The following is a 26,801-nucleotide window of genomic DNA, read 5'->3' as shown; positions in this document are numbered from 1 at the left end:
TTTCCTGGTTGTAGTGAGAGGGACACATGGGAATATTAATAACAGGTGCTGCAGGTTTGATAGGATCGGCTTTAGTAGAAAAGTTAGAAAAGCAGGGTTATGAAGTAATAAGCTGCGATATTAGGTTTCGCGACAACCCACTCAGTTTTTTTTCAGAAGATATAATGCCGCTACTCGCTAAGTGTACGGGGGTTATTCATCTGGCTGCAATTTCTAGAGTTATACATGGTGAGCTTTATCCTAAATTGTGCCAAAAAGTTAATGTCGATGGTACAATCCAATTCTTAGAATTCTGCAAGTCGCTTCCGAATAAACCATGGTTTATATATGCAAGCAGTAGAGAAGTATATGGAGAACAAAAGGAACTACCAGTTGCAGAGTCTGCTAGTATTAACCCAATAAATAATTACGCCAAAGGTAAAGCGTTTATTGAAGAACAAGTAATAAATTTAAAAGGTTCTAACTTTAATGTAGCAATATTACGCTTCTCAAATGTATATGGTGGTTTACTAGATCATAGTAGTAGAGTAATTCCTGCACTCTGTATCAATGCATTGAAAGGCGATCCAATTAGGATAGAAGGTAAAGAATGTGTTTTTGATTTTACCTATTTGGATGATGTTATAGAGGGTATATACTTAACTGTTAAATATTTACAAAACGAGAAATCTTCTCTTCCTGCTATTCATCTTACTACTAATAGCCCATGTACTTTAGAAAACTTAGCAAAAACAATATTAAAAGTCACGGAAAGTGATTCTAGAATTGATTTTTATCCTCCAAGAAATTTTGACGTAACTAAGTTCCATGGTGATTTTACTAGAGCTAAAGAGCTACTTGGTTGGTCTCCAAAGCATTCATTAAAAGTAGGATTAGGTAAATTTATAAAAAGTCTACAAAACAATACACAAGAATATCCTAACAATATAGATATGGTAATATATGAAAATATTAAAAGTTATTCATGGTTACCCTCCTTATTATAGCGCTGGTTCGGAGGTTTACAGCCAAACTCTTGCCCATGAACTAGCCAATAATAATGAGGTACAAATATTTACTAGGCATGAAAACAGCTTCTTACCTGATTTCCATTATACTACAGCTCTGGACTGTAGTGATTCCCGGATCTTACTGAATTTAATTAATATACCTACAACTAAATATCGTTACAAATTTATCAATGAAGAAGTAAATATAAAATTTAAAAGAATAATAGATAACTTTCAACCAGATCTTATACATTTTGGTCATCTTAATCATCTATCAATTACTTTACCAGAAGTTGCTTTTAAAGAAAATATATCTACAATTTTTACGCTACATGATTTTTGGTTAATGTGTCCAAGAGGAAGATTTATTCAACGTAATTCTGAAGATTTGTTACGGCTTTGTGATGGACAGAAGGATCAAAAATGTGCAACCCAATGTTACAAGGGGTATTTTACAGGAGATGAAGAATTCTTGAATTCAGACTTAAATTATTGGGAACAATGGGTTGCAACTAGAATGAAGCAAACAAAGAAAGTAGTGGACTATATAGATTACTTCATTGCTCCGTCAAAATTCTTAATGGATAAATTTACTCAAGACTTTAATGTTCCGATAAACAAATTTCTTATCTTGATTATGGTTTTGATCTAAATCGTCTTAAGAATAGAAATAGGGTGCAAGAAAAAGAGTTTATTTTCGGTTATATAGGTACTCATACTCCCGAGAAAGGTGTTGACCTATTATTGAAGGCTTTTTCTCGCTTATCATCTAAAGCAAAACTTAGAATTTGGGGAGCGGCAAGGGAAGAAACTAAAACTTTAAAAGCGATTGCCGATCAGTTTCCACATGCTGTTAAAGAAAGGATAGAATGGATGGGAAGTTATAACAATAAAAATATAGTTACTGATGTATTTAATAAAGTTGATGCGATAGTTGTTCCTTCAATTTGGGGTGAAAATTCACCATTAGTAATACATGAAGCACAGCAACTGAGTGTACCAGTAATAACGGCTGATTATGGTGGCATGGCAGAATATGTAAGAGATGGAATAAACGGACTATTATTTAAGCATAGAGATACAAATAGTTTGTCAGAAAAAATGCAAGTCCTATCTACAGACCAGGAATTATACAGTGAACTGACCCAAAGAGGCTATCTTTATACTAAAAATGGTAATGTACCTTCTATAAGTGAGCATACTGAGAAACTTAACAAAATTTACCGTAATGTTATTGAAAATAAAGGCAAATCAGTGGCTACAAAACCTGGTCCTTGGAGAATTACTTTTGATACTAATCCAGATTACTGCAACTTTGCTTGTGTAATGTGTGAATGCTTTTCACCATATAGTAAAGTTAAAGAGGAGAAGAAAGCTAAAGGGATAAAACCCAAGATAATGTCAATAGAAACTATCAGGAAGGTAATTAAGGAAGCAGATGGAACACCTTTAAGGGAAATCATTCCTTCTACTATGGGTGAGCCTTTAATGTATAAAAGCTTTGATGAAATAATCAATTTGTGCCATGAGTTCGGCCTGAAGCTTAACCTCACGACCAATGGTTCTTTTCCTATTAAAGGAGCTAGAAAATGGGCTGAACTATTGGTACCAATTTTATCTGATGTTAAGATTTCCTGGAATGGGGCAACTAAAGAAACTCATGAAAGAATCATGAAAGGTTCAAAATGGGAAGTAGTGACAGAAAATTTAAAAACTTTCCTTGAAGTTAGAGATAAATACTTTAGCGATACAGGTGAAAGGTGTACCGTTACTTTACAATTAACATTTTTAGAAAGTAATTTACATGAACTTTACGACATAGTTGAGATGGCTATAAAAAATGGCATAGATAGAGTTAAAGGACATCATCTTTGGGCACATTTTAAGGAAATTAATGATCTATCTATGAGGAGAGATGAATTAGCAATTAGTAGATGGAATACGGAGGTGGGAAGGTTATATGAACTTAGGGATAATATGCTATTGCCAAATGGTAAAAAGATAAAATTAGAAAATTTTACGATCCTTTCTCAAGAGGGTATCAAGGATTTGGCTCCAGGTGGTCAGTGCCCATTTTTAGGTAAAGAAGCATGGATAAACAATGAAGGCAAGTTTAGTCCCTGCTGTGCTCCAGATGAACTACGCAAAACATTAGGAGATTTTGGCAATGTTAATGAAGTTAAACTGGAGGAAATATGGCAAAGTAGCGAGTACCTAAACTTACAAAAGAATTATTTAAACTATGAATTATGCAAAACATGCAACATGAGAAAACCATTAGTCAATTAATGAAAGATAGTGAGTACCTTAAATCTATTAGGGTTTCCCCCTGTGAAAGGTTTCACCAATTGTCAGAAAATCCTTTGTACAAAAATAGATTTATTAGAGTTGATAAATTTCACGAGCCTGGCCTTGCACCAGTTTATGATGAGACAGGCGCTTATCACATCGATGCAATGGGAGAAGCAATTTATCGCGACAGATTTTTAAAAACTTTTGGATTTTACTGCAATAGAGCAGCCGTAGAAGATGACACAGGGTATTACCATATTGATCCATCTGGATGTAGAGTATACAAACATTCGTATCAATGGATTGGAAATTACCAAGAAGATATTTGTGTGATTAGAAAGCATGATAAGTTTTTTCATATTGATTTGAACGGCAATAGAGTTTATGAGCAAGAATACAATTATGTTGGGGATTTTAAGGATGGTATCGCTGTAGTCCATAAAGATGGTAAAGCTACACATATTAATAATCATGGAAAGTTAGTACATAATAAATGGTATAAAAAGCTTAATGTTTTTCATAAAGGATTTGCTATTGCAGAAGATAAGCATGGCTGGTTTCATATAGATATTAATGGCAATCCTGTTTACCGGCAAAGATTTAAAATGGTAGAAGCATTCTATAATGGCATGGCAAAAGTTGAAACTTTTGAAGGTGTATTAGGACAGATCGATATTACCGGAAACGTAAAGTTTAGTATTTTTGATTTAGATAAAGAATCTCAAGTGCATAAGATTTCTGCAGAACTTTCAGCCTTTTGGAAAACTTACCTCGCAAATGTTGCTATTGAACTTGATTTGTTAAATATCTTACCTGCAACTATGCCAGTTTTATCTCAAAAGTTAAATATTATCGTTCCAAATCTAGAAAGGCTGTTAAGGGCGTTGTGGGAAATAGGGTTTATTGATTACGATAAGAACAAGGACTTATGGCAACTATCATCAAAAGGTAAGTGTTTTAAGGAAATACCATTTTTGCCTAAAGCAGCAGCAATGTGGGCAAGGGTTGCCGCTGAAAAGAATTGGTTAAAAATTGCCGATATATTAAGGCAGGAGTCAATATCTTCATTTGAATCTTTTAAGGAGAAAGAAACATCAGAAGACAGGAAAATAGCGTTTTACCAAGCATTGCTAGGATATTCCAGGTTTGACACTAAAGAGTTTAATTCTAGGGTTAATATAGATGGTGCTAAAAATATATTGCTATTTGGCGTACACTCTTTATTTCTTGCTTATTCTGATATACACAATAAAGGTTCTATAGGCTTATATTATTACAACGAACATAAAGTGCCTAGGCAGGCAGTAGAAGATTTAAAAATTAAACTCATAACTCAAGAAGAATTATCAGCTACAAATTATGAATTAGGTGTCTTTTGCCGCTTTCTGCAGCATTATGATGATAATAAGGTATTGTCTTATTTAAAATTGGTAAAAAATAAAGGAATACCACGCGTTTTAGTGATAGAAACTATCCTAGATTACTACTCCCCAGTGGGAGGTTCTGTAGATATTAATGTAATGGTTGAAACAGGGGGTAAACTAAGGACATTGAGCGATTGGAAAAGAATACTAAAACAAGTAAAAGGGCTTAAAATTTTTAGTATTGTACCTTTAACAGATTATTTATCAGTTATTGACATTAGGTGTTAATATATGAAAGCATTGCAAAAAATGGTTTTTTTATTATCAAAAATCTAGTTCCTTTAGAGTTAATAACTCAGTCTTTAAATGATATAATAAGCAAGATATCAAAGTTATCTCAAGAATTAGGTGTTTCAACTTCTGACTATTTAAACTGCACTGGAAGATGGGGTACATCATCTCAGGTAACTAGAATTGTATCTCAAGTATTAGATAAAATTATTAAAAATTATCTTGAAAAGTCACTTCAATGCCAGATACTGCAGAAAAAATCAAATGTTATATGTAAAACTGCTGATTTAATAGATGCAGTTCCCTTCCATCAGGACATCTCTTATAGCTTTAATGACCCTTATCATTTTTCTGTTTGGCTAGCTTTGAATAATGTCAATAAAACTTCAGGTGCACTACAAGTTATAGAAGATAGTCACAACTGGAAAATACAGCCTCTAGTTGATTTTTGGCATCCATACTTTTTGGATCAATACTCGGATAACCGGGAAAATTATAAAATTAAGTCACTACCTATTTCAGCAGGAGATGCGATAGTTTTTGATTCACGGTTATGGCATGGTAGTGATAAGAATATAGATGCTAAAGATAGGTTTGCTTATGTTACGAGATGGGTTGTAAAAGATAAAAGTCTTCCTTGTGTGCCAAAACCTCAGCCTTCAGTTTTTGGTATATTAAACTGTGGTGCATTAACAGAATTTATACTGAGAGAATACTTATCATTATTTCGTCGCCAGGAAAGTATAAAAACAAAAAATATGGAAGAACTTATTAAGAGCTGGTTAGCCTTTATTACAGACACAACTACAAATATTTCTGAGGTCAACACTGCTGAAGCTAAGCGAGATTTATATAAGCTACTTATTCTGAATCAAGCGTCAGCACTACATGATGCTGGAGACATTTCAGGAAAAATATACAAAAATTTATGGTTTTCACTGCTTGTATTTCTCAATAAAAAAGTCAATGTGGTGGAGCTAGCATTATAAATGAACAAAAGTAGAGTTGGTAGTTTCAAGTATATATTGGTGTTCATTTTGAATATCTTATCCAAGTTTAAGCTTAATGTGCTTGTAATGTTCCTGGTTGCCCTAGTAGTGGCTGTTGATTTATCTTTTAGAAATTATTTAGTAAAAAATATCTTAGATACAGCTGTAAAATATCAAGAAGGTAATGTAATTGAAAATCTTTTATTACCTGTAAGCGCTTATGTTTGTATGGCATTACTTATTACTACTGCTTTTAGATTCTATGGCTATTTTGTTGACATTCGAATGTTTACCTCAATGCGTCAAAAAATAGCTGATATGTCTTTTTACAGGCTGCTTCAGCAAGACCATTCCTATTATCAAAACAACCTATCCGGAAGTTTAGTATATAAGGTCAGTAACTTAATGGATAGTGTGATAGAGCTAATAAGACTGCTTATAGACTGTTTCTTTAGTTATAGTATAGCATTAATCTTGGCTATTTATACTTTATCACTAGTAAATATAAAGTTTGCAATAGCTACATTCATTTGGGTGAACATTTTTATTTTGATTTCGGTTTTCAGTTTTCGGGTGCTTACCGGATTAGCCGATGATCATTCTAAACAAAGTTCACAAGTAATAGCGGGTATAGCCGACAGTATTTTAAATGTTATATCAGTAAGGTTATTTTCTCGGCAAGCGCATGAGAGGCATAAATTTTTTCAAGTATGCAAGAAAAAAACTATTGCAGAAAGAAAATTACAATGGGCATACTTTTGGCTTTGGTTTATATATGGCTATTCATTTGATATACTCCAAGCAGTAAACTTGTATTTTTTAATTCATGATTATCAATTGAACAAGATTGCAATAGGAGATATTGCTCTTGTACTTGGAATTAATATATCGATTATAGAGTTTCTTAACCATCTAACTAGGAATCTTACCCAATTTTCTACTCATTTCGGCAAAGTTTCAGATGCATTGCCAATCTTGACTACCGTACCAGAAATTCAAGATAAGGAAAATGCTAAAAATTAAATTTATTAAGTGGAAGAATAACGTTTAATAATGTTTCTTTTTCTTATGAGGGTCAGAAGTCATTATTTCAAGATTTTTCAGTTACCATTAATCCTTGCGAAAAGGTAGGTCTAGTTGGTTATTCTGGAGATGGTAAATCTACTTTTATAAACTTAATCATAAGGCTATTTGATGTTAAAAAAGGTAATATACAGATTGATAATCAAGTAGTATCGGAAGTTACACAGAGTTCTTTGAGGCAACAAATATCTGTAATACCTCAAGAACCATTGTTGTTTCATGATACTATTTTAGCAAATATTATATATGGTAAACTTCAATCTACTATCGAAGAAATAATAAGAGCTGCAAAGCTGGATGGTATTCACGATTTCATTATGACTCTACCCGATCAATATGAAACTGTAGTCGGAGAAAAAGGCATAAAGCTATCTGGAGGGGAAAGACAAAGAATAATCATAGCGAGAGCATTTCTAAAAAACGCTCCGATATTATTTTTCGATGAGCCAACTAGTCAGTTAGATTCTATAACAGAGAAAACAATTCAAATGAGTTTATTTAAGTTGATGGAAAATAAAACCACCATTACTATAGCACACCGTATTTCTACACTTTTACATATGGACCGAATTCTAGTATTTGACAAAGGAAAAATTGTCCAAGATGGTAAACATTCTGAACTAGTTTGCAAGAAAGGTCTTTATAAAGAACTTTGGGATGCTCAAATTGGCTGTCTAAATATCAAAAAAGAAAATGGAAAAAACTATCGACCTTAGAAGTGACACTACAACTTTACAAATCTCCAACGTTATACACGCAATAAGTAGTGCAATCGTTGGAGATTTTGCTTACGGTGAAGACAAAAGCTGTAACAACTTATCGGAATATTGTAAACAATTATTCAAAGTAGAAGAAGCATTGTTCGTAACCAGCGGTATGCTTGCAAATAGGTTAGCTATTGCCAGTCAAACAAGTCCTGGTGATGAACTAATTACTCATTATAATTATCATGTTAATTTTTTCGATAGTGCAGGCAATGCAAAAGTAAATAGTATAGTGTTTAACTGTATTAGGAATAATACCGGAATCTTAGATATTGATGAAGTAGAATATGCTATTAACTCTAAACCGAGATATAAAATTTTTGCTCAGGTGAGTCTAGTTTCTATAGAAAATAGTATAAACGGGTTTAACGGTAAAATTTATCCTTTTAAGAAACAAGTAGAGTTATATAATTTCTTAAAAGCTCACAATATAAGTCTTCATTTAGATGGTGCGAGAATATTTAATGCTCATGCTGAAACAAATGTTGCTTTAGCTGACTATGCTAAATATGTAGATACAATGAGCTTTTCTTTTACTAAAGGACTTGGAGCTCCTTTTGGTTCAATGCTTATGGGTAAAAGAGAGATAATTGAAAAGGCTAAGAAGTTACAGGTTTGGTTGGGGAGTGGTTATCATCAAATTGGGTACTGCGCTAATGCAGCAAAATATGTACTACAGAATAATATCTCTAGGCTTAAAGAAGATAATAAGCTTGCTAAATTGTTTGCAGACAAGATTAAAGAAATTCCACATGTAAAGCTGATACTACCTTATCCATAAACTAACATAGTAAGCTTTAGTATAAAAGAACTAAATGTGACTAATGAGTTTTTTTTGAGTAAATGCCAAGCTTATGGTTTATTGCTCTTTCCTTGGCTCGAATCTCATATAAGAGCAGTTGTTCATCTTGGCATAGAGGAAGCAGACATAATAAATGCTGCTGAAATTATAAAGGAGGTTATATTAAATTTAGTATGAGGGTAAAAATAGATTTCTTTAGCGATTCAAACACTAATCCTTCATCTGAAATGAGGGAAGTAATGGCTAAAGCAAAAGTTGGAAATGAAGCTGCATGTGAAGATCCAACTGTAAACGAATTAATAGAAACCACATGTAAAATATTAGGTAAGCCAGCAGGAATATTTTTGATTTCGGGAACGATGTGTAATGTAATTGCTTATAAAGTGCACATTCAAAGACCTGGTGATTATTTGTTACTCGATGAAACTTCGCATCCATTAATAGTGCAATCTGGATTAATTGCAGCCCAGGCACATGCCACTCCTTTACCTATTAAAGGAACAAGAGGAATATTTACTGGAGAGCAAATCGTTGAGTTTATTACTCGTCCTAGCTTAAGGAATGTTCCAAAAGTTGGGCTTGTTTCTGTCGAACAAACAACGAATTTTGGTGGTGGAGCTGTGTGGCCTTTAGAGTATATTCAAGAGATCTCAAGTCTCTGCAAAAAGAACGACGTATCCTCTCATTTAGATGGAGCAAGGCTGTTCAATGCTTGTGCTTATGCTAAAATATCTCCAAAAGAATATGCAAATTATTTTGATTCGGTGTTTATTGATTTTAGTAAGGGATTAGGCGCTCCAATGGGTGCAGTATTGGCTGGAAGTGAAGAGTTTATTGAAAAAGCTTGGTACTATAAGTTTCAAATTGGCGGAGGTATGCACCAAGCTGGCATTATTTCAGCTGCATGTTTATATGCTCTCAACAACAACATGAATTCTTTAATAGAAGATCATAAAAAAATGCAGCACCTTATAAAAGGTCTTAGCTCTATAGATCAAGTTATAATCAATATTGACCTATACAAAACTAATATAGCGTATTTCTCATTACGTACTGATTGTATATCTGCTCAAGAATTAATAAATATACTAATGACAAATTATGGAATTAGGATGGCTAACATAAGAGGTAAAATCAGAGTTATAACACATAGAGATATAAGCTGTGAAGATATTAATACTACTATATCTACTATAAGAAAGATACTGAATAGGTAATTTCGATTGTTATCAATTTTCTACATTAATGGTTTGCAAACTTCTTGTAAAACAATATTATACCAACATAGTATTATGCTAGTATTTGCATGGAACTGTTTGGGGAATAGGTGTGAACTTTGTTTCCTTTCAATATTTACTATTCTTTTTTGGATATGTGCTACTTTACTTCTCAAGGCAGAGTATACCAATTGCTCTACCACTGTTAATAGATACTGACCATGTAAAATTAAGCTATTTTTTTGCCTGCTTTTCTTTTTTTTACGGAGTATCGAAATTCTTTAACGGGATAATCATGGACTTCAAAGATAATCCATTATTTATGTTTGGGCTATGCAATATTGTAACTGGAATATCAACCATTGGTATAATTTTATCATACAATAACCTAACCTTATTACTGTTAACATTGATATTATTAGCTTGGGCACAAGGAGTAGGTTGGCCAGCTATTACCAAGTTTATGATTACAAACTCTAGTATCTCTTCAATTGCATCATTGTGGGGGGTTATGAGTGCATCTCAGCAACTTGGTTCTTGCCTTACTTTAATTGTGTTACCAAGTATAATCAAAATATATGGTGTAAAAAGTGCATTTTTGTATTCTGGCCTCTTATGCTTACTTTTTGGAATTTACATAACATTAAAAGCATATTACAGAGAAAGTACTACTCCTACTATCTATAAGGTGCAGAAACCTAAAATTGGCATTAAGGTGACAAGTTCCATATGGTTTCTATGTTATGCTACTTTTTGTACTTATATTATAAAAATGGGAATCTTCTTTTGGTTTCCTATAATTTTAAAAGATAGATTACAAATCTCTCTTGTACAATCCTCACTAATCACAGGTGTCTATGATTTGGGTGGAATCCTTGGAACTTTAATCACAGGAAGAATTAGTGATATGTATTTCTTTCAAAATAGAAGTTTGCTAGCATTACTTTACATGCTGGGTATAGCACTCACTTTTATTGGAATGAACTTTTGTCAAAACATAGTTCTTATGAGTCTTGGTGCAGCTTTATCAGGATTTTTTATATTTGGAGTACAAGTACTAACAGGTGTTATAGCTGTAGACATTGCTCCACAAAATAATGTATGTACAATTGTAAGCTTGACAGGATTATTTGGGTATATTGCAAGTTCAATATTTTCATGTGTAGTTTTAGGGTTACTTGTGGAATGTTTTGGTAATAACATGATGTTCTCATTCTTCTTTATTTGTTCTGTTATTATATCCATTTGCTTTTGCGTATTATCAAGCAGGAACCTAAAACAACTGCATAAAGTTGACATAGGGAATATTTCTTAACATTAAACTTCCCAGGTAAACTTAGATTTTTTGCCCAGAGAGTAAACATTGTAACCATATCTTAGCAACAGTTCACTATCTAATAAATTACGAAAGTCAAAAATATTAGGTGTAGCCATAACATCCTTTAAAATTACAAAGTCTTGACTTTTAAATTCCCTCCACTCCGTTAACAATAACAAGGCTTCTGCGCCCCTTGCAGCTTCTATAGCGTTATCCGCGTACTCTATATCCTTTAGAACTTGCCTAGCATTATTCATTCCCACTTGGTCATATGCAGTAATTTTAGCGTTGTTATTCACTAACAATTTTGCGACATCTATAGCTGGACTATTTCTTACATCATCAGTACCAGGTTTAAAAGTTAGCCCCCATATCGCTATTTTTTTATTTTGAGCTCCATTTAGAGCATATTCTACCTTTTTAGCGATGTTTGTTATATGATTATAGTTAGATTCCTTAACTGAATTTAAAATTTGTAGCTTGACATTATGATCTTCAGCAATCCTTATCAAAGCTGACAAATCTTTAGGAAAACAGGATCCTCCAAATCCTGGGCCAGCTTTTAGAAATTCCCTACCTATTCTATGGTCCATCCCCATGCCATTAGCTAAAAGGTCGATGTCTGCTTCTAACATCTCACATAAACCTGCCATTTCATTGATAAAAGCAATTTTTGTTGCTAGAAAGGCATTAGAAGCATATTTAATCATTTCAGCTGTAACTGTATCAGTGACTATTAACGGAATATTCCTATCTGTAAATGATCTATATATAGCTTCTAGTTTTACTCTAGCTCGCTTAGTTTTTACTCCTATTATTATTCTATCTGGATATAAAAAATCTGATACTGCAGAGCCTTGCTTGAGAAACTCTGGATTAACTCCCAAATCAAAGTTGTAGCCCTTATTAGATAAATAATTATATATATTTTTTGTAGTACCAGGAGGAATAGTTGATTTTATAACTATTAAGCAATCTTGATTAACTCTCTCAGAAACTTTACTTATTGAATTATATACATTTTTTAAATCCGCATTTCCTAAGGAGTCTGATGGAGTATCTACAGTTACAAACACTACTTCTGTGTTGGGATTTATTTGAGAATACGAATCGAAGAATCTTATCCTTTGTAACTTTATATTATTCTCTAAATAGTCTGCTAATCCAGGCTCATATATAGGAATTTTTCCTAATTTCAATAATTCAATCTTCTTAGTATTTATGTCAATGCAATCAACGTTATGACCCTGCTCTGATAACATTGCACAAGATACTAAACCTACATACCCTATTCCTATAATGGTTATATACATCTTGTCATTACCTTAAAAATATCCTAATGTAGCTCAACTGCTTAAACATTTAAAAAGAACATCATTAACAATTAGAGTCATAAATTTTTACTCTAGCGTTGCATACATTATTTTTCTTAATTACTTTACTTTCTGAATAAACTATAAACAAAGTCGATGGTATTAATATTAAAATACCATACAAAGCACTTTTATCAGGCAACTCATTAAACATAACATATGTTACTATTGCAGAAATTATTAGCTCTATGTATCTATATGGTGCAAGTGCAGTAGCATCTGCAAGAGTAAAAGCTTTTAATATGAAGAACAGAATTAGATTTGAATTAATTCCCAAAATCAGTAGTAATACTAATTCTAACAAGGAAGGCAAATGCCAATAAAACAGCAAAGGCACAGTGGAAAAAATAGTTGTTGTTAGAGCTGAATAAAATAACATACTTATTACTGACTCTTTTATTGCGAGTTTCTTATTAAGTATGTCTAATATAGCAAAGATTAATGTAGATACAATAAAAATAAAAATTTTAGGATTAAAGTCTTCACTATAAGCTTTGGTAGTAATAGCAATACCAACAAAGCCAATAACAGTTACTGACCATCTTTGCCAAATTATATTTTCATTTAGTAAAGGGATTGCAAGAAGTATAACAAATAATGGTATAGAAAAACTTATAATTGTTGCAGTTACTATGGGAAAAATAGCTAACCCATAGGTCCACAAGGTTATTCCAACAAATAACAATACTACTCTAGTTATCTGAATAGATATTTGACTTGTTTTAAAAGCTTCTCTTCCATAGTAAAGCATAAAAGGTACAAGGGTAATAGTGCTAAATAAAAAGCGGAAAAAGATTACTTCAAAACTTTGGAGATGTAAACTTAGATATTTTGATATAGTATCATTAGCTACACTACTAAATAAACTAAGTATAAACCAGATAACTCCAAGTAAATAAGCTCTTAGTCTGTAATCCACAAAACTCCTAATTTAATATACAAACTTCCATGATGTGCTCATATAACTTCGCTGCAAAAAAGGTTGATAGCATACAGGCTCTCTTCTACTTACTGTTCTAACCATATTCACAAATTTTTGCTAAAAGTAGCATTAGAAGTATTATACAAGATATGTCTTTAATTGCGTAATTTTAATAGATTTAGAATAGAGATTATCTGAGCAGGGAGTTACTGACTGATTTTTTTGTAATATAAGATAAGAATGATAGACATTCAATCACAACTAAAAGTAGCATCAGCTGAGATGGATAATGTAACACCTAAAAATATTAAATGTCTGCAGCAGGAGGCAAATGCAATGATAGAGGACAACCAGGAATTAATAGATAAATTTTTGAAATGCCAAGCAAACTAAAGAAATAAAGCAAAGAAAGGTTTAAAAAACATAGTTTCGCCCAAAAAGCATACTAAGGGGCAAGAAGCTAAAATTTCAAACGATAAGCCAAAACCGCTACATGAGCAACCTCTAAAGTTGATGGAGAAGACCTCTAAAGTAAAAAAAGATAAAAAAGGAATAAAAGAAAAAATAAAAAGCTTAAAAACAAAGAAAGCAAAACCCGTAGAGAAAGAGCTGAAAAAGGGCAACGTGTTCAAAAAAGGCTTCAAAAAGCTAAAAGGGAAGCTGAAGAGCCTAAACCCCATAAAAGCTAAGAAAAACAAGATAATCGGGAGCAAGAAGTTAGCATTTTTACTAACATCTGCTACAATTGTGGCAATTTTACCAACATTCAGTTTAGCTCCTCTTCCAGCCTTAGCCATAACTTCTGCATGTGTTTTCAGTATTAACTTTATCGCAGTCAAGACACTAAAGAAATTTATTAAACAACGTAAATTAGCAGCAGAATCTAAAGAAGAGTCAACTCTACTAGCTAAGCCAGAAGAAGAAATTCAAGATGTGTCTATAAAACCAGTAAGTAAAGAAAATTCAGAGCAAATTTCTAAGGAATAGATTTCTACATTAATATACTACCTTAAATACTTTTCTATTTCTATTTAAATATTATTTATTCAATATAAAAGTAGTAGTAAAGCTAGTGGCTTCTTTGCAAAATACTAACTAAACGGGTATGCGAGTTAATAATTTAAAAACGTTTCTCGCTGCATACTCTAATACAAACACACTTTTTGTGGGGTTGCTATGACAGTAGAAAAGATTTTACAAAAGGCTGCAAAGGAAATTTATCACTTCAGACATCCTAGTATTTTTTCTTTATTAGTTAGTGCAGTTTTCAAATGGATCATAAATAGTAGATTGGGTGTTAGTTTTTTACATTTTGCTGCAGAAAAGAACTTTTATAATATCATTCGATTCCTTGTCAAACATGGTGCTAACGTTGATGCTGCAGATAGAGAAGGCAATACAGTACTACACGTTGCTTCCATATTTGGCTTTATCGAAATAGTACAAACTGTTGCAGCAAGGACTGAAAATATTAACGCCTATAATATTTACGGTAATACTCCTTTACATTTTTCAATAAAGTATAAGCAATTGTATGCTATGCAAAGGCTATTACGATATGGTGCAGACATTAATCGCCTAAATGGTCTAGGTGAGTCACCTCTTCATATAGCTGTAAAATGTGCTGATGGGGTAATGTTGGGGTTACTGATAAAGGGAGGCGCCTTTCTCGAAACTAAAAATGCAGAAGAAAGTACTCCTTTGCACCTTGCAGTTTCATTAAATAAGAAAGAGTATGTAGAGCTTTTATTGCGAAGCTGGGCAGATGTTAACGCAATTGGGAAAAGTGGTTGTAACCGCTGCATCTGGCTGTTATGAATGGCAATAAAGAAATTGTGGAATTATTGCTGAGTAAAAAAGCAAATGTTCATCTGAAATGTTTTTATAACTCTAAAGAAGGTTACACAGCACTAGAGAACGCTGTAGCGGATGAAAACGAAGAAATTACAGAATTATTTCTGCTTTACGGAATAACCTTAAAATAGCGGAGTGCAACAATGTCCTACGAGCAGATTTCTATATGTGGCATAATACTAATCATTGCTATTAAAATATTTTCCTTTTTTAGGAAACGAGCGTATAAAAGTCTTATCAGAAAGATGTCACTAAAAGAGCGTGAAGAGAAAATTGAACATAACCTTCAAGTTTATAAAGAAAATCTAAAAATAATTGGTGTTGCAAAACCGATAGGTAAATGGACAAAGATGGCTATCCTCAATAATGAATTGATGCAGCGGTTAGCACGATTGATACAGGAAGAAGGCGATGAGAAGGGATATTGGGAGCTATTTGTAAAAGCTCAGGCTTCAACTCAAGGCAAATATAAGGGAAGAGGGCGGTAGCTCCGAAAGTTTCCCATTGTTGTTGGCTTCCGGGAGTGTTAAATAAACCATACGCGTCAAGTTAAGGAAAAGTGTAAGTAAAGTTGATAGAGTGAAGGAAAATAATAAGGTATAAATTCTCTTGGATATATGAATGAGAGAACTTACAATGGACAGAATAGCTTGCTTATCAAAAGACCTCAATGAATTCTTTAATGAAAAAGCAGACGAAATATCAATTGCAGTAGGTTTTATAAAAAGAAAGAGAAAACTTAATGGCTCATCATTCATAAAAGCTATGGTTTTTGGTAACATAGGAGTTGATGATTGCAGCATAGAAACAATGTGCCAATTGCTAAATGAAGACTCGATAGAAATTACAAAACAGGGTTTAGATTTTAGGTTTAGTGAAGAAGCAGTTGAGTTCATGAAAAAAATGTATAACGAAGCTTTGTGTTTATTTAAAAAAAGTCTACAGATTGATTGCAAAATTTTACAGCAATTTGGAAGCGTTAAATTATTGGATAGCAGCTACATTAGCCTGCCCAGTAGCATAGAAGATATGTACAAAGGATATGGCAGTAGCTATAGAGATTGTGAGAATAATACCAAATCAGGAATAAAGCTACAGTTAGTCTTTGATTACCTGAATCAAGCGCTAGATAAGTTAAATTTTATGGAAGGAATAAGGTCGGATCAAGGTTATAGGGATTATCTGAACGGTTTATCAGCCAATGATTTGCTAATATTTGACTTGGGCTACTTTGTGCCTAGTTCTTTTAAACAGATTGATGAAGCAGGTGCATATTTTGTTAGTCGTTATAAGTCTGATACCAATATATATGATATAGAAACAAATCAAAAAATAGAGCTATTGGAGTATTTGGAAGGTCAATTATCTTCAGAAAAAGAAGTATTATTAGGAAAGGAAGTAAAAATTAAGGTAAGAATTATATGTCAAAAGCTAACTGAAGAACAGTCTATGGCTAGAAGAAGAAAGGCTAATAAATTAGCAAAGTCACATGGATATACATCTTCTCAAAAGAATCAAAAGTTATTAGATTGGTCAATATTTATAACTAATGTTCCAGAGAGTAAAATTAATGCTGAACAAATATTGACGGTTTATAGAGTAAGATGGCAAATCGAATTACTATTTAAACTATATAAAAGTCATATCAATCTTGATAAACTAAAAGGAAAGACAAATCCATTTAGAGTATTGTGCGAGCTATACGCAAAATTATGTGCTATTCTCGTATTTCACGGAATGATTGGCTGTGTAAAACTAAAAAAGAACACGGAGCTCAGTTTAACAAAGGCATTTATTGAATTGAAAAGGCGGGTTAGAGAGCTCTTTTTGATATTAAACAATATTGTCAATAATTTAAAAATTTTTCTAAAAAAGCTTACTATAATCTGGTCAAAGTTTTCTTTGAAAGACAGATATAGGAAGACCAGGGTATCTACTTTAAGCTCTCTACATTCCTTAACTTGACGCGTATGGTTTTTTGAACATTCCCTGTTAAGATGCCTAATCTACTTTTAGCCCCTCAGTATGTAAACTGCGTGGTAAAGACTCTAATTCCTTTGCAGCACTTAAACTTTTATTTTTTGCATGTATACCAAGCTTATTGAATTCTCGAGCAGCAGGAAACACCCTTGCTTCAAGAGAGCCAGCAGTTTTATTATAATGATCAACAGCACTTTTTAAGCTCCTGCGCAAATTATCAAAGTTTTCACCCATTGTGCAAATGCGCTCATATAAAATATGACCTAGTTCACTGATTTTCTTTGCGTTTTCAGCTATCATCTCTTGCTTCCATCCATACGCTATTGCTCTCAGCAACGCAATTAGAGTGATCGGTGTTGCAATGATCACTTTTTTTTCCACTCCAATCTCTATCAAAGCAGGCTCATATTCCAGTGCTGCGCTAAAAACCCCCTCCCCTGTTAAGAAAAGCACCACAAGTTCTGGCGTATTTTCAAATTGATTCCAATACTCTTTTTTACCCAAGTCATTTATGTGTTTTTTTATTGCCAGGGAATGGTTCTTTAATTTCTCCTTTTGTATTTGCAAATCATTTTGTGATATAGCATCCATGTAAGAATCAAGCGGCACTTTAGCATCTATTATTATTTGCTTTCCAGATGGCATTTTGATTATTAAATCAGGACGAAATAAATCATCCTCGTTTTTATCAATCACTGACGGCTGAGTAAAAAAATCGCAATACTCAATCATTCCTGCCATTTCTACCACTCTTTTGAGTTGCATTTCACCCCATTTGCCCCTAATGTGAGGTTTCCTCAGGGCATTAGCAAGGTTGGAAGTTTGGTTCATCAGCGCTCCAATTTGCTCCTTTAAACCTTCATAGGCCCCTACCCTCTCCTTTTCTAGCTCACGTATTTCATTATCGAATTTTTCTAATTTTTCTTTTATTGGAGTTACAACTTCGTTGATCGTTGCTTGTCTTTTTTTGAAATCGCTTTCCGTTTCTTTTAATTTACTATCGATTACTTCCTTTGCTAAGTTCAGAAAATTATTGTTATTTGTTTGCAAAGCATCAAGAGAGAGCGCTTTAAAAGTGTTTGTTAATCTCTCCTCTGCTTTTGTTAGTAATTCTATTTCCTTTTTCTTTTCCTCACGTTCTTTTTGCAGAGTTACTTCAAGTTCTGCTCTTTTGACCCTTAAATCAACTATTTCTTCATTCTTCGTAAGCAAAGTTTGCTTTGTTTCTTGAAGTTCTTGCTCTAATTTACATAAATTACCCTCAAGGTTTGCTTTCTTTTCGCTCAGTTTTTTTACGATAATGTAGAAAAATAGTAATAGAGAGACAACCAGAGCTATAGAATTGAAAAGCATCAGAATAAAAAAGCTGTATTTACAATTCTATATGATTTTTGTGTGTATAAGAAAGAAAAAAGGAGCACCTAAAGAGGTGACCTTACCCAGAAAAAGTAGAGAGAAAGTTAAGACGTTTTTATCATGAGAATAAATTGTGCAGGAATGCAATAGTTAATAGTAGAATGTCTACGTTATTTGTTACAAAAGATTTCTATGTATTCAAATATGGCAGTTCTGGTTTGTTGAGCGAGAAGTATCAATAAGCAGCTCCCTTTTAAGTGAACTTTTCTGCAACAGAGTTATCGTAACAACAGCCCTTATGGCTCATGCTGGAAATGATGTTTTTTGTATTCAATAGAAATTGGTAATTTTGAGAGGTATACTGTGACCCTTGATCGCTATGTAACAGCAGATTTTTATCGGGTTTGCGTTTATCAACGGCCATCAATAAAGAATCTATAACTAATTATCATGTTACTCATTAACCACCATGCGTGAATATAGGTCAATTATTGCCGCCAACAACCTTCTTTAGTTTTTATGTAGGTAATCCCAAACTTTATTTGGCTGATCAGTAGTAAAATTTTGATCCAATGTGTTCGGAGCCACAACTCGGTTGCTTATTTGCTGTTTTTTATTTTTGAACCTTCGTCTAAGCTTGGTTTTAATGCCATTTTCTTGCATAACACTTTGTACTGTTTTAATTTTTGCCTAAAGCTTTTAATTCAGCGTGAATTTTAGGGGCTCCATATCTGCATTTAGAATGCTTGATGTATTTTTTGAATATCTGCTAGAAGCCCTTCTTTTGCTAATTCTTTACTGCTTTTTTCCTTAGCAACCAATACCACCAGTACAAAACCCTACATAGTTCCTGTGTTTTATAGCAATTTCTATATAAAAGAATACTTTACTCTTTTTCTTTGCCCAGGGCTTTTTTTAAGATGTCTCTTTCTCTTATTAGCTCTTTTTTTAGATCAAATCTTTCTTTGTCATAAGGAGCCTTTGCCTGGAAATGCGTATGCTCCAGACATTTTTCCATCATATTTTCTTACTTAACATACTGCCATCTATACCTAGATCTTTTGCTATTTTTGTACTTGCTTGACCTGTTTCTTTAACCAGCTTAACAGCTTCTAATTTGAATTCTGCTGTATATTCTCTTCTATTTGTCATATTTTGAAAAAACGTTTTATTTTACTCCAAAAACGTCTTAACTTTCTCTCTACTTTTTCTGGGTAAGGTCACTTACAACTTACTTTTAATTAGTCTAACCCATGCGTGCCAATCCCTCTCACCAAGATTGCTTTCAAAAGATAGGAGTCCTTTACAGCTTTTGAGCAAATTTCTTCACTTGGAATTGATAACTCCTTATTCATTGCTAACGTTAAACATTGAGTTTTGCACGCTTGTTCTAAATGATACGTGTAAAACATTGCTTCTTGTATACTCCGACCACACGTTATAGATCCATGATTACGCATTAACATGACAAAATTTTCTTTCAGATCAGCTATTAACCTCTTTCCTTCTGTATCGCTAAGTGCTAGGGAATTATAATTATGGTAAGAGATTTTATTGTAAAAGTGCAGTGCCCATTGACTTATAGGAAGCAGCCCATCTTTGAGAGAAGAAACCGCTACAATAGAAGGTGTATGCAAGTGAAAAATTGCTTGAATATCTTTCCTTGCTTGATAAACAAAACCATGAATTATATAGCCAGTTCTATTATATTGATATTCTTTGCCTTCAACTACATCTCCATCAAATGATACTTTCATTAACGAACGTTCATCTACTTCATCAAAACGCATACCAAACGGATAAATATAAAACGACTTTTGATCTTCAGAACGCACTGAAAGGTGAGTATATGTATGATCATCGAACTTAAGGTAGGACAAAATCTGATAGGCATAGACTAGATCCCTTTTTACTCTGCTCTTTGTTAACAACACAATCCTCTGTTAGAATCTTCTGAAGGTTTATACGCGAAAAGAGACTTGTAGTAAACTAATAAGTCTATGCCACTCTGTCTTGCTTTCTGAATACCAAACACTTTTGTGTTGTAGCTTGCTTAAAAATAGTTATCGTTATTATAGAGTTTATATACAGAATTTATGTTTTTAAATTACACAATATCTTAACTACAAAAATAATTTTCTATATAATATTTCATATGTTTTAAAGCTTCATTTTTATGTTATTATAAATGTAAGTTTCAAGATTGAAAATAATATGGTAAATATTAACACAAAAAAACAGCCAGCAGGATTTTTCATATATCTCTCTGGTCTTTCGGGAAGTGGTAAACTTTCCACAGCAATAGAATTATCTAATATGATAGACGCATTAATTGTAAATAGCAAGTTCTATAACAATGTTCAAGCTTGCTCTATATACGATGGTGTCTTTGAACGTGATCCAATACCTAAAGAAGTTCAAGATAGAATATATGGCATTATGCAAATTATGCTTCAGGTAATAGAAAATTATCCGATTCACTCAAAAAATTACATATTTATTGATGAGTTGATGGAAAATAATGACCAGAACATGAGGATGTATGATTCAATAGTAAGGCTTAGTAAAAAAATGGGCACAGAAATCCTTCCTGTAGTACTCAGGTGCGATCTACTGACATTACAAAAGCGTATTGCATTAAAAAGGCAAAGAAAAAATAGGAGGGTGATTAATGTAAATAACGTTATAGAGAAATTGAGGACTAACGATTCATTTATACCACCAAGTGCCATAGAGATAGAAAATTCAAATATGAGTATAAAAGAAGTAGCTCAAGAAATAGTAAACCAGATGCACAAGCTTAGCCAAATTGCGTGTATGCAAAAGAATAATCTATAGCAATTTCATATACTGAGGCTCATTTAAATATAAAGCTTCAACTTCGTTTAATTTTTGCTTGTTCTTCAGTCTATAATGAACTAATAGTCCTGCATGGCTAGCATTTAAATTGCAATCCATATGTGTACTGCTTGTAGCGTGACCAGGGTCACATGCTGCAGTTGGACCAGACAGCGGCAATAAATTGAAATCAAATAACTGCGTATAAAACCCTTGAGCATTTTTGATTATAGCTCTGATATTTTTTTTGCTATTTTTACAAAGCAAAGATATTGCATAGGCTTGAACTTCCAGCGCACTAACTCCATATAACGGCTTATTTGTAGCAAGATTTATACCTTGTGCTGCTGATATACCAACTCTAATTCCAGTGAAACTTCCTGGTCCAACTACTACCGCTAAATGGTCTATTTTATCGTAGTTATAATTGTGCTTATTAAATAAAGTATTTAAAGTTTTAAAAAATGATTCTGCATGACTATTGCTGGCGGAATTGCGCTCTACAAAACAATTACCATCATAATCAACTATTGCTATTGAACTACCAATACCTACAGTATCAATCGCTAAAATAGACATTACTTAAGCTTATCATAGAGTTTTGCAAACATCATAGTAAAGGCACCATTACCCATAACATTTGCTGAAGTGATTATTGGATCAAACACTATATACAATGCTGTAATTAACGAAAGCATTTCTGGAGAGAATTTGAGATGTTTCTCAAGAATAGGTAGCATTACCATAATTCCTCCTGCCGGCACTGCCACGATAGCAAACTTAAATAACAAAAAATAGAGAAGAAAAGTTACATAATCTATTGTGAATAATGAATAACCGGAGGCAATTATCATTGATAATATTATAATAAAAAAGCAATCACCTACTAAATGAAAGCTAGCAGTTATTGGTACAACAGACGATGCTATGTCAGGTTGCTTTACATTTTTTTTGCTTCCTTCAAGAGTAAGCGGCATAGTTGCATTACTAGACATTGTGCTCATTGCAGTAATAAATGCCGGTATCATATTGCCTATACTAGCTATCCAGCTTGTAACCTTGAATGAATTTGCTGCTCCATATAAGAGGAAAACATAAAGGTAGGTTGCAGATGCTATAATAATGAAAATTATTGAGTAATCCTTAAATATTATAGATAAAACTTGATCATGCTGCATTTTTAAAGCAAGCCCAAGTACAAATATTGGAATAATCGGCGTCAAAAACGTTTTCAAAATAAAGAGAGTTAAATCTAACATTTTGTTCGAAAGCTCTTTGCTTTTCTTGGGTAGCAATGTGGACACTACTATGCTGGATACAAATCCACAAGCAAGGGCATAAAAATTAGAAAGGAGTAGCGGCAGCCTAAACGACCATAAAGGAACAATTGTTTCTTCATACGTTATATCTTGTATTGAATAAGTGTTTTGTATGATAAAATGCCCAACAGAATAAGCTATTAAACTTGAAGCCAGATTCGATAAGAAGATCATTATAATAAGTAATAATATAAACTTTATAGCTGACTGCTTAAGATTGTTAACACTGCTAAAGATTAACGCAAAAATAACAAAAGGCATTATAAATAGCAAAACCTCTTTTATACTAAGGCTCACTGAGTACAAGAAGGTTTTTATTTCCATTGGAACTAAATGACCAAAGAATGCAGCTGAAGTGATGACCGTGAGTAAGATTAGTAGTTGTAGCACGTTCTTATATACCAATGTTCTATGGACATATATATGGTAAGTTAGTTGTTAAGTAAAGCAAAACTGCCTAAACTGCACAGCAAATGGTGTAATGAAAGTAGCTGACACTGGAATGACAAAGAAGAGTGAAATTAGCACTCACTTATTATTCGTGTCGTTTTCAGTAAAAGCCTCCTCCCATGTGCCTTGAGTTGCTGCACGGCTATACTCTGTTACTCTATTTTCAAAGAAATTCGTATGTTCCACGCCATTTAGTATTTCATCAAGCCACGGAATAGGATTATCATTGACATCATATATGGACTCAAGACCTAATTGCATTAACCGTCTGTTTGCTACGTAGCGTATGTAATTGCGCACTTCTTCTGCGGATAGTCCTTCAACATCTCCTAAATCAAAGGCAAGCTTTATGAATTCGTCCTCAAGTTCAACGATGGTGCGACATGCAGAATATAATTCCTCTTTAAACTCGTTGTCCCAAATTTCATTATTCTCTTTAATAAATGTATTAAATAACATGATAATTGAATTGGTGTGCAAAGTTTCATCACGGGCTGACCAGGCGATTATCTGCCCCATTCCTTTCATTTTTCCAAAACGTTGGAAATTGAGCAAAATTGCAAATGATGCAAATAACTGCAACCCTTCAGTGAATGCACCAAACACTGCTAGAGTTTTAGCTACATGTTTTTTATCGTGTTTTTTGCTTTCCTCGAATTCCAACATATATTCATATTTCTTTCTCATAGCATCATACTTTAAAAATGCTTGATACTCACTTTCTGGCATGCCAATTGTGTCTAAAAGATAAGAATAAGCTGCAATGTGTATGGTTTCCATATTGGAAAAGCTTGCAAGCATCATGCATATTTCTGTTGGCTTAAATATATTTGAATAATGCCTCATGTAGCAGTTATTTACTTCAATGTCTGCCTGAGTAAAAAATCTAAAGATCTGGGTTAGTAGATTTTTTTCTACACTTGAAAGTTTAGTTTTCCAATCCTTCACGTCATCAGCGAGCGGAACTTCTTCAGGTATCCAATGGATTCTTTGTTGCTGCAGCCACGCATCATACGCCCAAGGGTAATTAAAAGGTTTGTATATTGGATCTGCTTCTAACAATGACATAAGACACCTATTATTTTCTAAAGTAAATATTATATTAAGTGATATTGAGAATCAGTCAATTTAACTTTTTTGAAATTTGACGGCAGATAATTTATTAGTGTATTATAGCTTCAAGTAATTTATCAACAGAAATGCGAGTATTAATATCTTTTATTTTATTATTTACAGTGAGCTGCACTCACACTATTCACAATCACGGAGCTCCTGGCATTAGTGTTGAATTGTGGAGCAAGATAAAAGTAGGTGACGATAAAGAAAAAGTGGTTCACACTTTAGGATCACCAACATTGGTATCAAAGTTCGATGACAATGTTTGGTACTATGTCTCATATAAAATTAAACAAGCCAATTTTTTAGGAAAAAGGAAGTATAGTAGTAAGTCTCTGCAAATTTCATTCGACCAGGACGGTAAAGTTGAAGATACAAAAGAAACTGACATCTTAGAGAGATCTTTGGCTGTTTCTGATTGAAAGTTTGCTCAGATCTTCCTACGTCATACCGCGGTTCATTCCATAACTGTACGAATATTGTGATTTTAGTCCACTAGGAAGGATGTTACCCAAGTAGCATGACACTTGTATCTGGAATCTATTTTGTACGCAATTCCATCATTGAATTACATTTTCGTGTGAAATGTGACGTTCACAACATTCATGCAGCTGCAATTACTTTAGCTATAGAATAAAGTCTAGTGTTACTTCACGCCAAATGTGGTGGTGCTGAATAGGCAAGCCGGTTAATGGGCTACATTTATATACTGCACGCATTGCGTTATCTGCTATCGACCTGAAAAGTGGATTATCTCGATAGGAACTACTGTCTGCTATATCGGCCATAATTATCTCACCTTGACTGGATAATAATAAGTTGATTTTTATACTAAAATTTTCTTTGTAAGCTATGCTTTCAGGAATGCTCCAGCATTTTGTAAGTTTGTCTCTTATAGAGTTAATAATTTCTGTTACAACTAATTCATCCTTTTTGCTCTCAACGCTTTTTTCGTTTCCTATTTCATTCTTTGCCTCTTTAACATCCCTTCTTAGTTTCTTCTCTACACTTTTTTTTCTTTTTGGAACAGGAATAAATTCTTTACCCTCGTTAATAATGACTTCTTCTTGCATTTCGATAATTTGCCTCGGTTGTGCTACAACAGTGTGCCCAACTGTTTCTTTTTTCCTTTGTGGTATAGAAACAACTGACGTATCATTCGTTTGGGCTTTTGTTGAAGGTAACGAAAAAAGCAGAAAACCACATGAAGATAAAAAAAGAATGTAATTAGAATAGAAAAAACGCATATGTTAAGCAGCTTGTTTTACTGGTTTAAAGCTAATATTGCATGTAAAGTCAATATATTTTAGTTGATGGACAAGTTTGAAGTAAATAAGGAATCCCTTCAAAGTTGCAGGTAAGCGAAAGATTGCCTTCTCGACAGACAAAGAATTGTATAATGGATTAAAAGGAACCGTATGACAAAAATTATAGGAAAAGAATATACAGAATTTTTAGAGCAGTTGAAAGATCGTATTGCAACAAGCCGTTATAAGGCAGCGCTTGCAGTAAATAGTAAGCTTATCTTGCTCTACCATTATATTGGAACAGAAATCTTAAAACGGCAAAGAGAACACGGCTGGGGAGCTAAGGTAATTGATCAATTAAGTAAGGATTTGAGAAGTACATTTCCAGAAATGAAAGGCTTTAGCACGAGAAATCTGAAGTATATGCGTAAGTTTGCCGAAGAATATCCTGATGTTGAATTTGTGCAGGAGCCTCTTGCACAATTAACTTGGTATCACAATATCACTCTTTTGGAAAAAATAGAAAGTCATGAAATAAGATTATTTTATGTAAAAAAAGCTATTGAACATACGTAACATTATGGTGATGCAGATAGAACTTGGACTACATAAACGTCAAGGAAAAGCAATAACTAATTTTAAAGAAAAATTACCATCTCCACAATCCGATCTAGCACATTACACATTAAAAGATCCGTATATTTTTGATTTTTTAAGTATAGGTAAGGATGCTCATGAAAGAGAAGTAGAAAAAGGACTCGTAGGGCATATGGAAAAATTTCTGTTAGAACTCGGTGAAGGATTTGCATTTGTTGGTAGACAATTTCATTTAGATGTTGGTAATAAAGACTTTTATATTGATTTATTATTCTATCATTTTAAAGTTACGTTGCTTCGTAGTGATTGAACTAAAAGATAAGGATTTTAAGCCGGAATATGCTGGTAAAATGAATTTTTATCTTTCTGCAGTTGATGATTTACTGAAGCACTCGACAGATCAACCTTCTATAGGGTTAATCTTATGTAAATCTAAAGACGATGTACTTGCTAAATATACACTCCGAGACATGAACAAGCCAATAGGGCTAGCAGAATATCGAATAACTGAAAATCTACCAGAGAACATAAAAACAGCTTTACCGACGATAGAAGAATTAGAAGCTGAATTATCCAAAATTTCAGACGAGGAAAAGTAATGTTACTAAAATCATTCAAACAATTATTTAGCAAACCAAAA

20 protein-coding genes and 7 pseudogenes are annotated in these 26,801 nt (G+C 33.2%); 18 read left to right on the top strand and 9 right to left on the bottom strand.

The features are described from left to right. Positions 1-26 precede the first annotated feature (26 nt). The 8 genes and pseudogenes from HUB95_RS02835 (at position 27) to HUB95_RS02800 (ending at position 11,106) form a co-directional block, all read left to right on the top strand. On the top strand, positions 27-986 hold the full coding sequence (locus tag HUB95_RS02835) for an NAD-dependent epimerase/dehydratase family protein (RefSeq protein ID WP_015588901.1): 960 nt from the start codon (positions 27-29) through the stop codon (positions 984-986). Beyond that, positions 943-3,278, top strand: a pseudogene (locus tag HUB95_RS02830) (glycosyltransferase). Before HUB95_RS02835 ends, HUB95_RS02830 begins: the two are co-directional and overlap by 44 nt. Continuing rightward, positions 3,239-4,933 (top strand): WG repeat-containing protein, encoded by a 1,695-nt coding sequence (locus tag HUB95_RS02825; protein ID WP_006280066.1) that lies wholly within the window; start codon positions 3,239-3,241, stop codon positions 4,931-4,933. The pseudogene HUB95_RS02830 and the gene HUB95_RS02825 overlap by 40 nt, the downstream one beginning before the upstream one ends. Continuing rightward, positions 4,927-5,925 (top strand): phytanoyl-CoA dioxygenase family protein, encoded by a 999-nt coding sequence (locus tag HUB95_RS02820; protein ID WP_244662804.1) that lies wholly within the window; start codon positions 4,927-4,929, stop codon positions 5,923-5,925. Before HUB95_RS02825 ends, HUB95_RS02820 begins: the two co-directional genes overlap by 7 nt. After that, positions 5,926-7,724: pseudogene (locus HUB95_RS06425) on the top strand (ABC transporter ATP-binding protein). Next, positions 7,702-8,751: pseudogene (locus HUB95_RS02810) on the top strand (threonine aldolase family protein). Before HUB95_RS06425 ends, HUB95_RS02810 begins: the two co-directional pseudogenes overlap by 23 nt. Continuing rightward, the gene (locus HUB95_RS02805) at positions 8,748-9,791 is read left to right on the top strand and encodes a threonine aldolase family protein (protein ID WP_174516730.1); all 1,044 of its coding nucleotides are present in this window, start codon (positions 8,748-8,750) and stop codon (positions 9,789-9,791) included. Before HUB95_RS02810 ends, HUB95_RS02805 begins: the two are co-directional and overlap by 4 nt. A gap of 112 nt (positions 9,792-9,903) precedes the next feature. Continuing rightward, a complete protein-coding gene (locus HUB95_RS02800; protein WP_244662800.1) occupies positions 9,904-11,106 on the top strand; it encodes an MFS transporter in 1,203 nt (400 codons plus the stop codon). Positions 11,107-11,108: 2 nt separating this feature from the next. Here HUB95_RS02800 and HUB95_RS02795 read toward each other — a convergent pair whose 3' ends face one another. Beyond that, the gene (locus tag HUB95_RS02795; protein WP_209452509.1) at positions 11,109-12,422 is read right to left on the bottom strand and encodes a UDP-glucose dehydrogenase family protein; all 1,314 of its coding nucleotides are present in this window, start codon (positions 12,420-12,422) and stop codon (positions 11,109-11,111) included. A 64-nt stretch (positions 12,423-12,486) separates the two neighbouring features. Next, positions 12,487-13,401, bottom strand: coding sequence for a DMT family transporter (locus HUB95_RS02790; protein ID WP_209452508.1), 915 nt, complete (start codon positions 13,399-13,401; stop codon positions 12,487-12,489). Positions 13,402-13,641: 240 nt separating this feature from the next. Here HUB95_RS02790 and HUB95_RS02785 point away from each other — a divergent pair. From HUB95_RS02785 to HUB95_RS02760, 6 genes and pseudogenes are all read left to right on the top strand, one after another. Then, a pseudogene (locus HUB95_RS02785) lies at positions 13,642-13,797 on the top strand (patatin-like phospholipase family protein); the annotation flags it as partial. Between the two features lie 120 nt (positions 13,798-13,917). Then, positions 13,918-14,391 (top strand): hypothetical protein, encoded by a 474-nt coding sequence (locus tag HUB95_RS02780; RefSeq protein WP_015588896.1) that lies wholly within the window; start codon positions 13,918-13,920, stop codon positions 14,389-14,391. Between the two features lie 189 nt (positions 14,392-14,580). Then, positions 14,581-15,222, top strand: coding sequence for an ankyrin repeat domain-containing protein (locus tag HUB95_RS02775; protein WP_209452507.1), 642 nt, complete (start codon positions 14,581-14,583; stop codon positions 15,220-15,222). Then, on the top strand, positions 15,219-15,389 hold the full coding sequence (locus HUB95_RS02770; protein WP_209452506.1) for an ankyrin repeat domain-containing protein: 171 nt from the start codon (positions 15,219-15,221) through the stop codon (positions 15,387-15,389). The genes HUB95_RS02775 and HUB95_RS02770 overlap by 4 nt, the downstream gene beginning before the upstream one ends. 114 nt (positions 15,390-15,503) lie before the next feature. After that, positions 15,504-15,746, top strand: a complete 243-nt coding sequence (locus HUB95_RS02765) for a hypothetical protein (protein WP_244662799.1) — start codon at positions 15,504-15,506, stop codon at positions 15,744-15,746. Positions 15,747-15,894: 148 nt separating this feature from the next. Next, positions 15,895-17,223, top strand: coding sequence for an IS4-like element ISWosp9 family transposase (locus HUB95_RS02760; protein ID WP_197907300.1), 1,329 nt, complete (start codon positions 15,895-15,897; stop codon positions 17,221-17,223). A gap of 36 nt (positions 17,224-17,259) precedes the next feature. Here HUB95_RS02760 and HUB95_RS02755 read toward each other — a convergent pair whose 3' ends face one another. From HUB95_RS02755 to HUB95_RS02740, 3 genes and pseudogenes are all read right to left on the bottom strand, one after another. Beyond that, positions 17,260-18,591, bottom strand: a complete 1,332-nt coding sequence (locus HUB95_RS02755; RefSeq protein WP_209452505.1) for a DNA recombination protein RmuC — start codon at positions 18,589-18,591, stop codon at positions 17,260-17,262. Between the two features lie 173 nt (positions 18,592-18,764). Next, a pseudogene (locus tag HUB95_RS06595) lies at positions 18,765-19,746 on the bottom strand (IS3 family transposase). A 72-nt stretch (positions 19,747-19,818) separates the two neighbouring features. After that, positions 19,819-20,528 (bottom strand): annotated as a pseudogene (locus HUB95_RS02740) (class II aldolase/adducin family protein). Between the two features lie 280 nt (positions 20,529-20,808). Here HUB95_RS02740 and HUB95_RS02735 point away from each other — a divergent pair. Then, positions 20,809-21,432 (top strand): ATP-binding protein, encoded by a 624-nt coding sequence (locus HUB95_RS02735; protein WP_015588891.1) that lies wholly within the window; start codon positions 20,809-20,811, stop codon positions 21,430-21,432. Here the strand turns inward: HUB95_RS02735 and tsaB are convergent. The 3 genes from tsaB to HUB95_RS02720 all read right to left on the bottom strand — a co-directional run bounded on the left by tsaB (position 21,427) and on the right by HUB95_RS02720 (position 24,269). Then, a complete protein-coding gene (gene tsaB / locus HUB95_RS02730) occupies positions 21,427-22,011 on the bottom strand; it encodes a tRNA (adenosine(37)-N6)-threonylcarbamoyltransferase complex dimerization subunit type 1 TsaB (protein ID WP_015588890.1) in 585 nt (194 codons plus the stop codon). The two genes, HUB95_RS02735 and tsaB, sit on opposite strands and share 6 nt — an antisense overlap. Beyond that, positions 22,011-23,141, bottom strand: coding sequence for a cation:dicarboxylate symporter family transporter (locus tag HUB95_RS02725; RefSeq protein WP_015588889.1), 1,131 nt, complete (start codon positions 23,139-23,141; stop codon positions 22,011-22,013). The genes tsaB and HUB95_RS02725 overlap by 1 nt, the downstream gene beginning before the upstream one ends. Before the next feature lie 138 nt (positions 23,142-23,279). Then, complete coding sequence (locus HUB95_RS02720; RefSeq protein ID WP_006280119.1) at positions 23,280-24,269, bottom strand: ribonucleotide-diphosphate reductase subunit beta; 990 nt, start codon at positions 24,267-24,269, stop codon at positions 23,280-23,282. A 131-nt stretch (positions 24,270-24,400) separates the two neighbouring features. Here HUB95_RS02720 and HUB95_RS02715 point away from each other — a divergent pair, with 131 nt between their 5' ends. Next, positions 24,401-24,739: an outer membrane protein assembly factor BamE gene (locus HUB95_RS02715; protein WP_006279908.1), complete on the top strand. Its 339-nt coding sequence runs from the start codon at positions 24,401-24,403 to the stop codon at positions 24,737-24,739. 204 nt (positions 24,740-24,943) lie between these two features. On the opposite strand, the gene HUB95_RS02710 is transcribed toward HUB95_RS02715, so the two are convergent. Continuing rightward, a complete protein-coding gene (locus HUB95_RS02710; protein WP_244662810.1) occupies positions 24,944-25,456 on the bottom strand; it encodes a hypothetical protein in 513 nt (170 codons plus the stop codon). Between HUB95_RS02710 and HUB95_RS06090 the strand changes: the two genes are divergently transcribed. Both HUB95_RS06090 and HUB95_RS06475 read left to right on the top strand, forming a co-directional pair. After that, entirely contained in the window at positions 25,374-25,544 is a 171-nt protein-coding gene (locus HUB95_RS06090; RefSeq protein WP_244662821.1) for a hypothetical protein, read from the top strand. The two genes, HUB95_RS02710 and HUB95_RS06090, sit on opposite strands and share 83 nt — an antisense overlap. A gap of 191 nt (positions 25,545-25,735) precedes the next feature. After that, positions 25,736-26,760 (top strand): annotated as a pseudogene (locus HUB95_RS06475) (PDDEXK nuclease domain-containing protein). The last annotated feature ends 41 nt before the right edge of the window (positions 26,761-26,801 follow it).

The sequence above is a fragment of the Wolbachia endosymbiont of Ceratosolen solmsi genome (genome assembly GCF_017869155.1).
GTDB classification, from domain to species: domain Bacteria; phylum Pseudomonadota; class Alphaproteobacteria; order Rickettsiales; family Anaplasmataceae; genus Wolbachia; species Wolbachia pipientis.
Note: the sequence above shows the minus strand (reverse complement) of the source record. Positions and strands in the feature narration are given on the sequence as shown.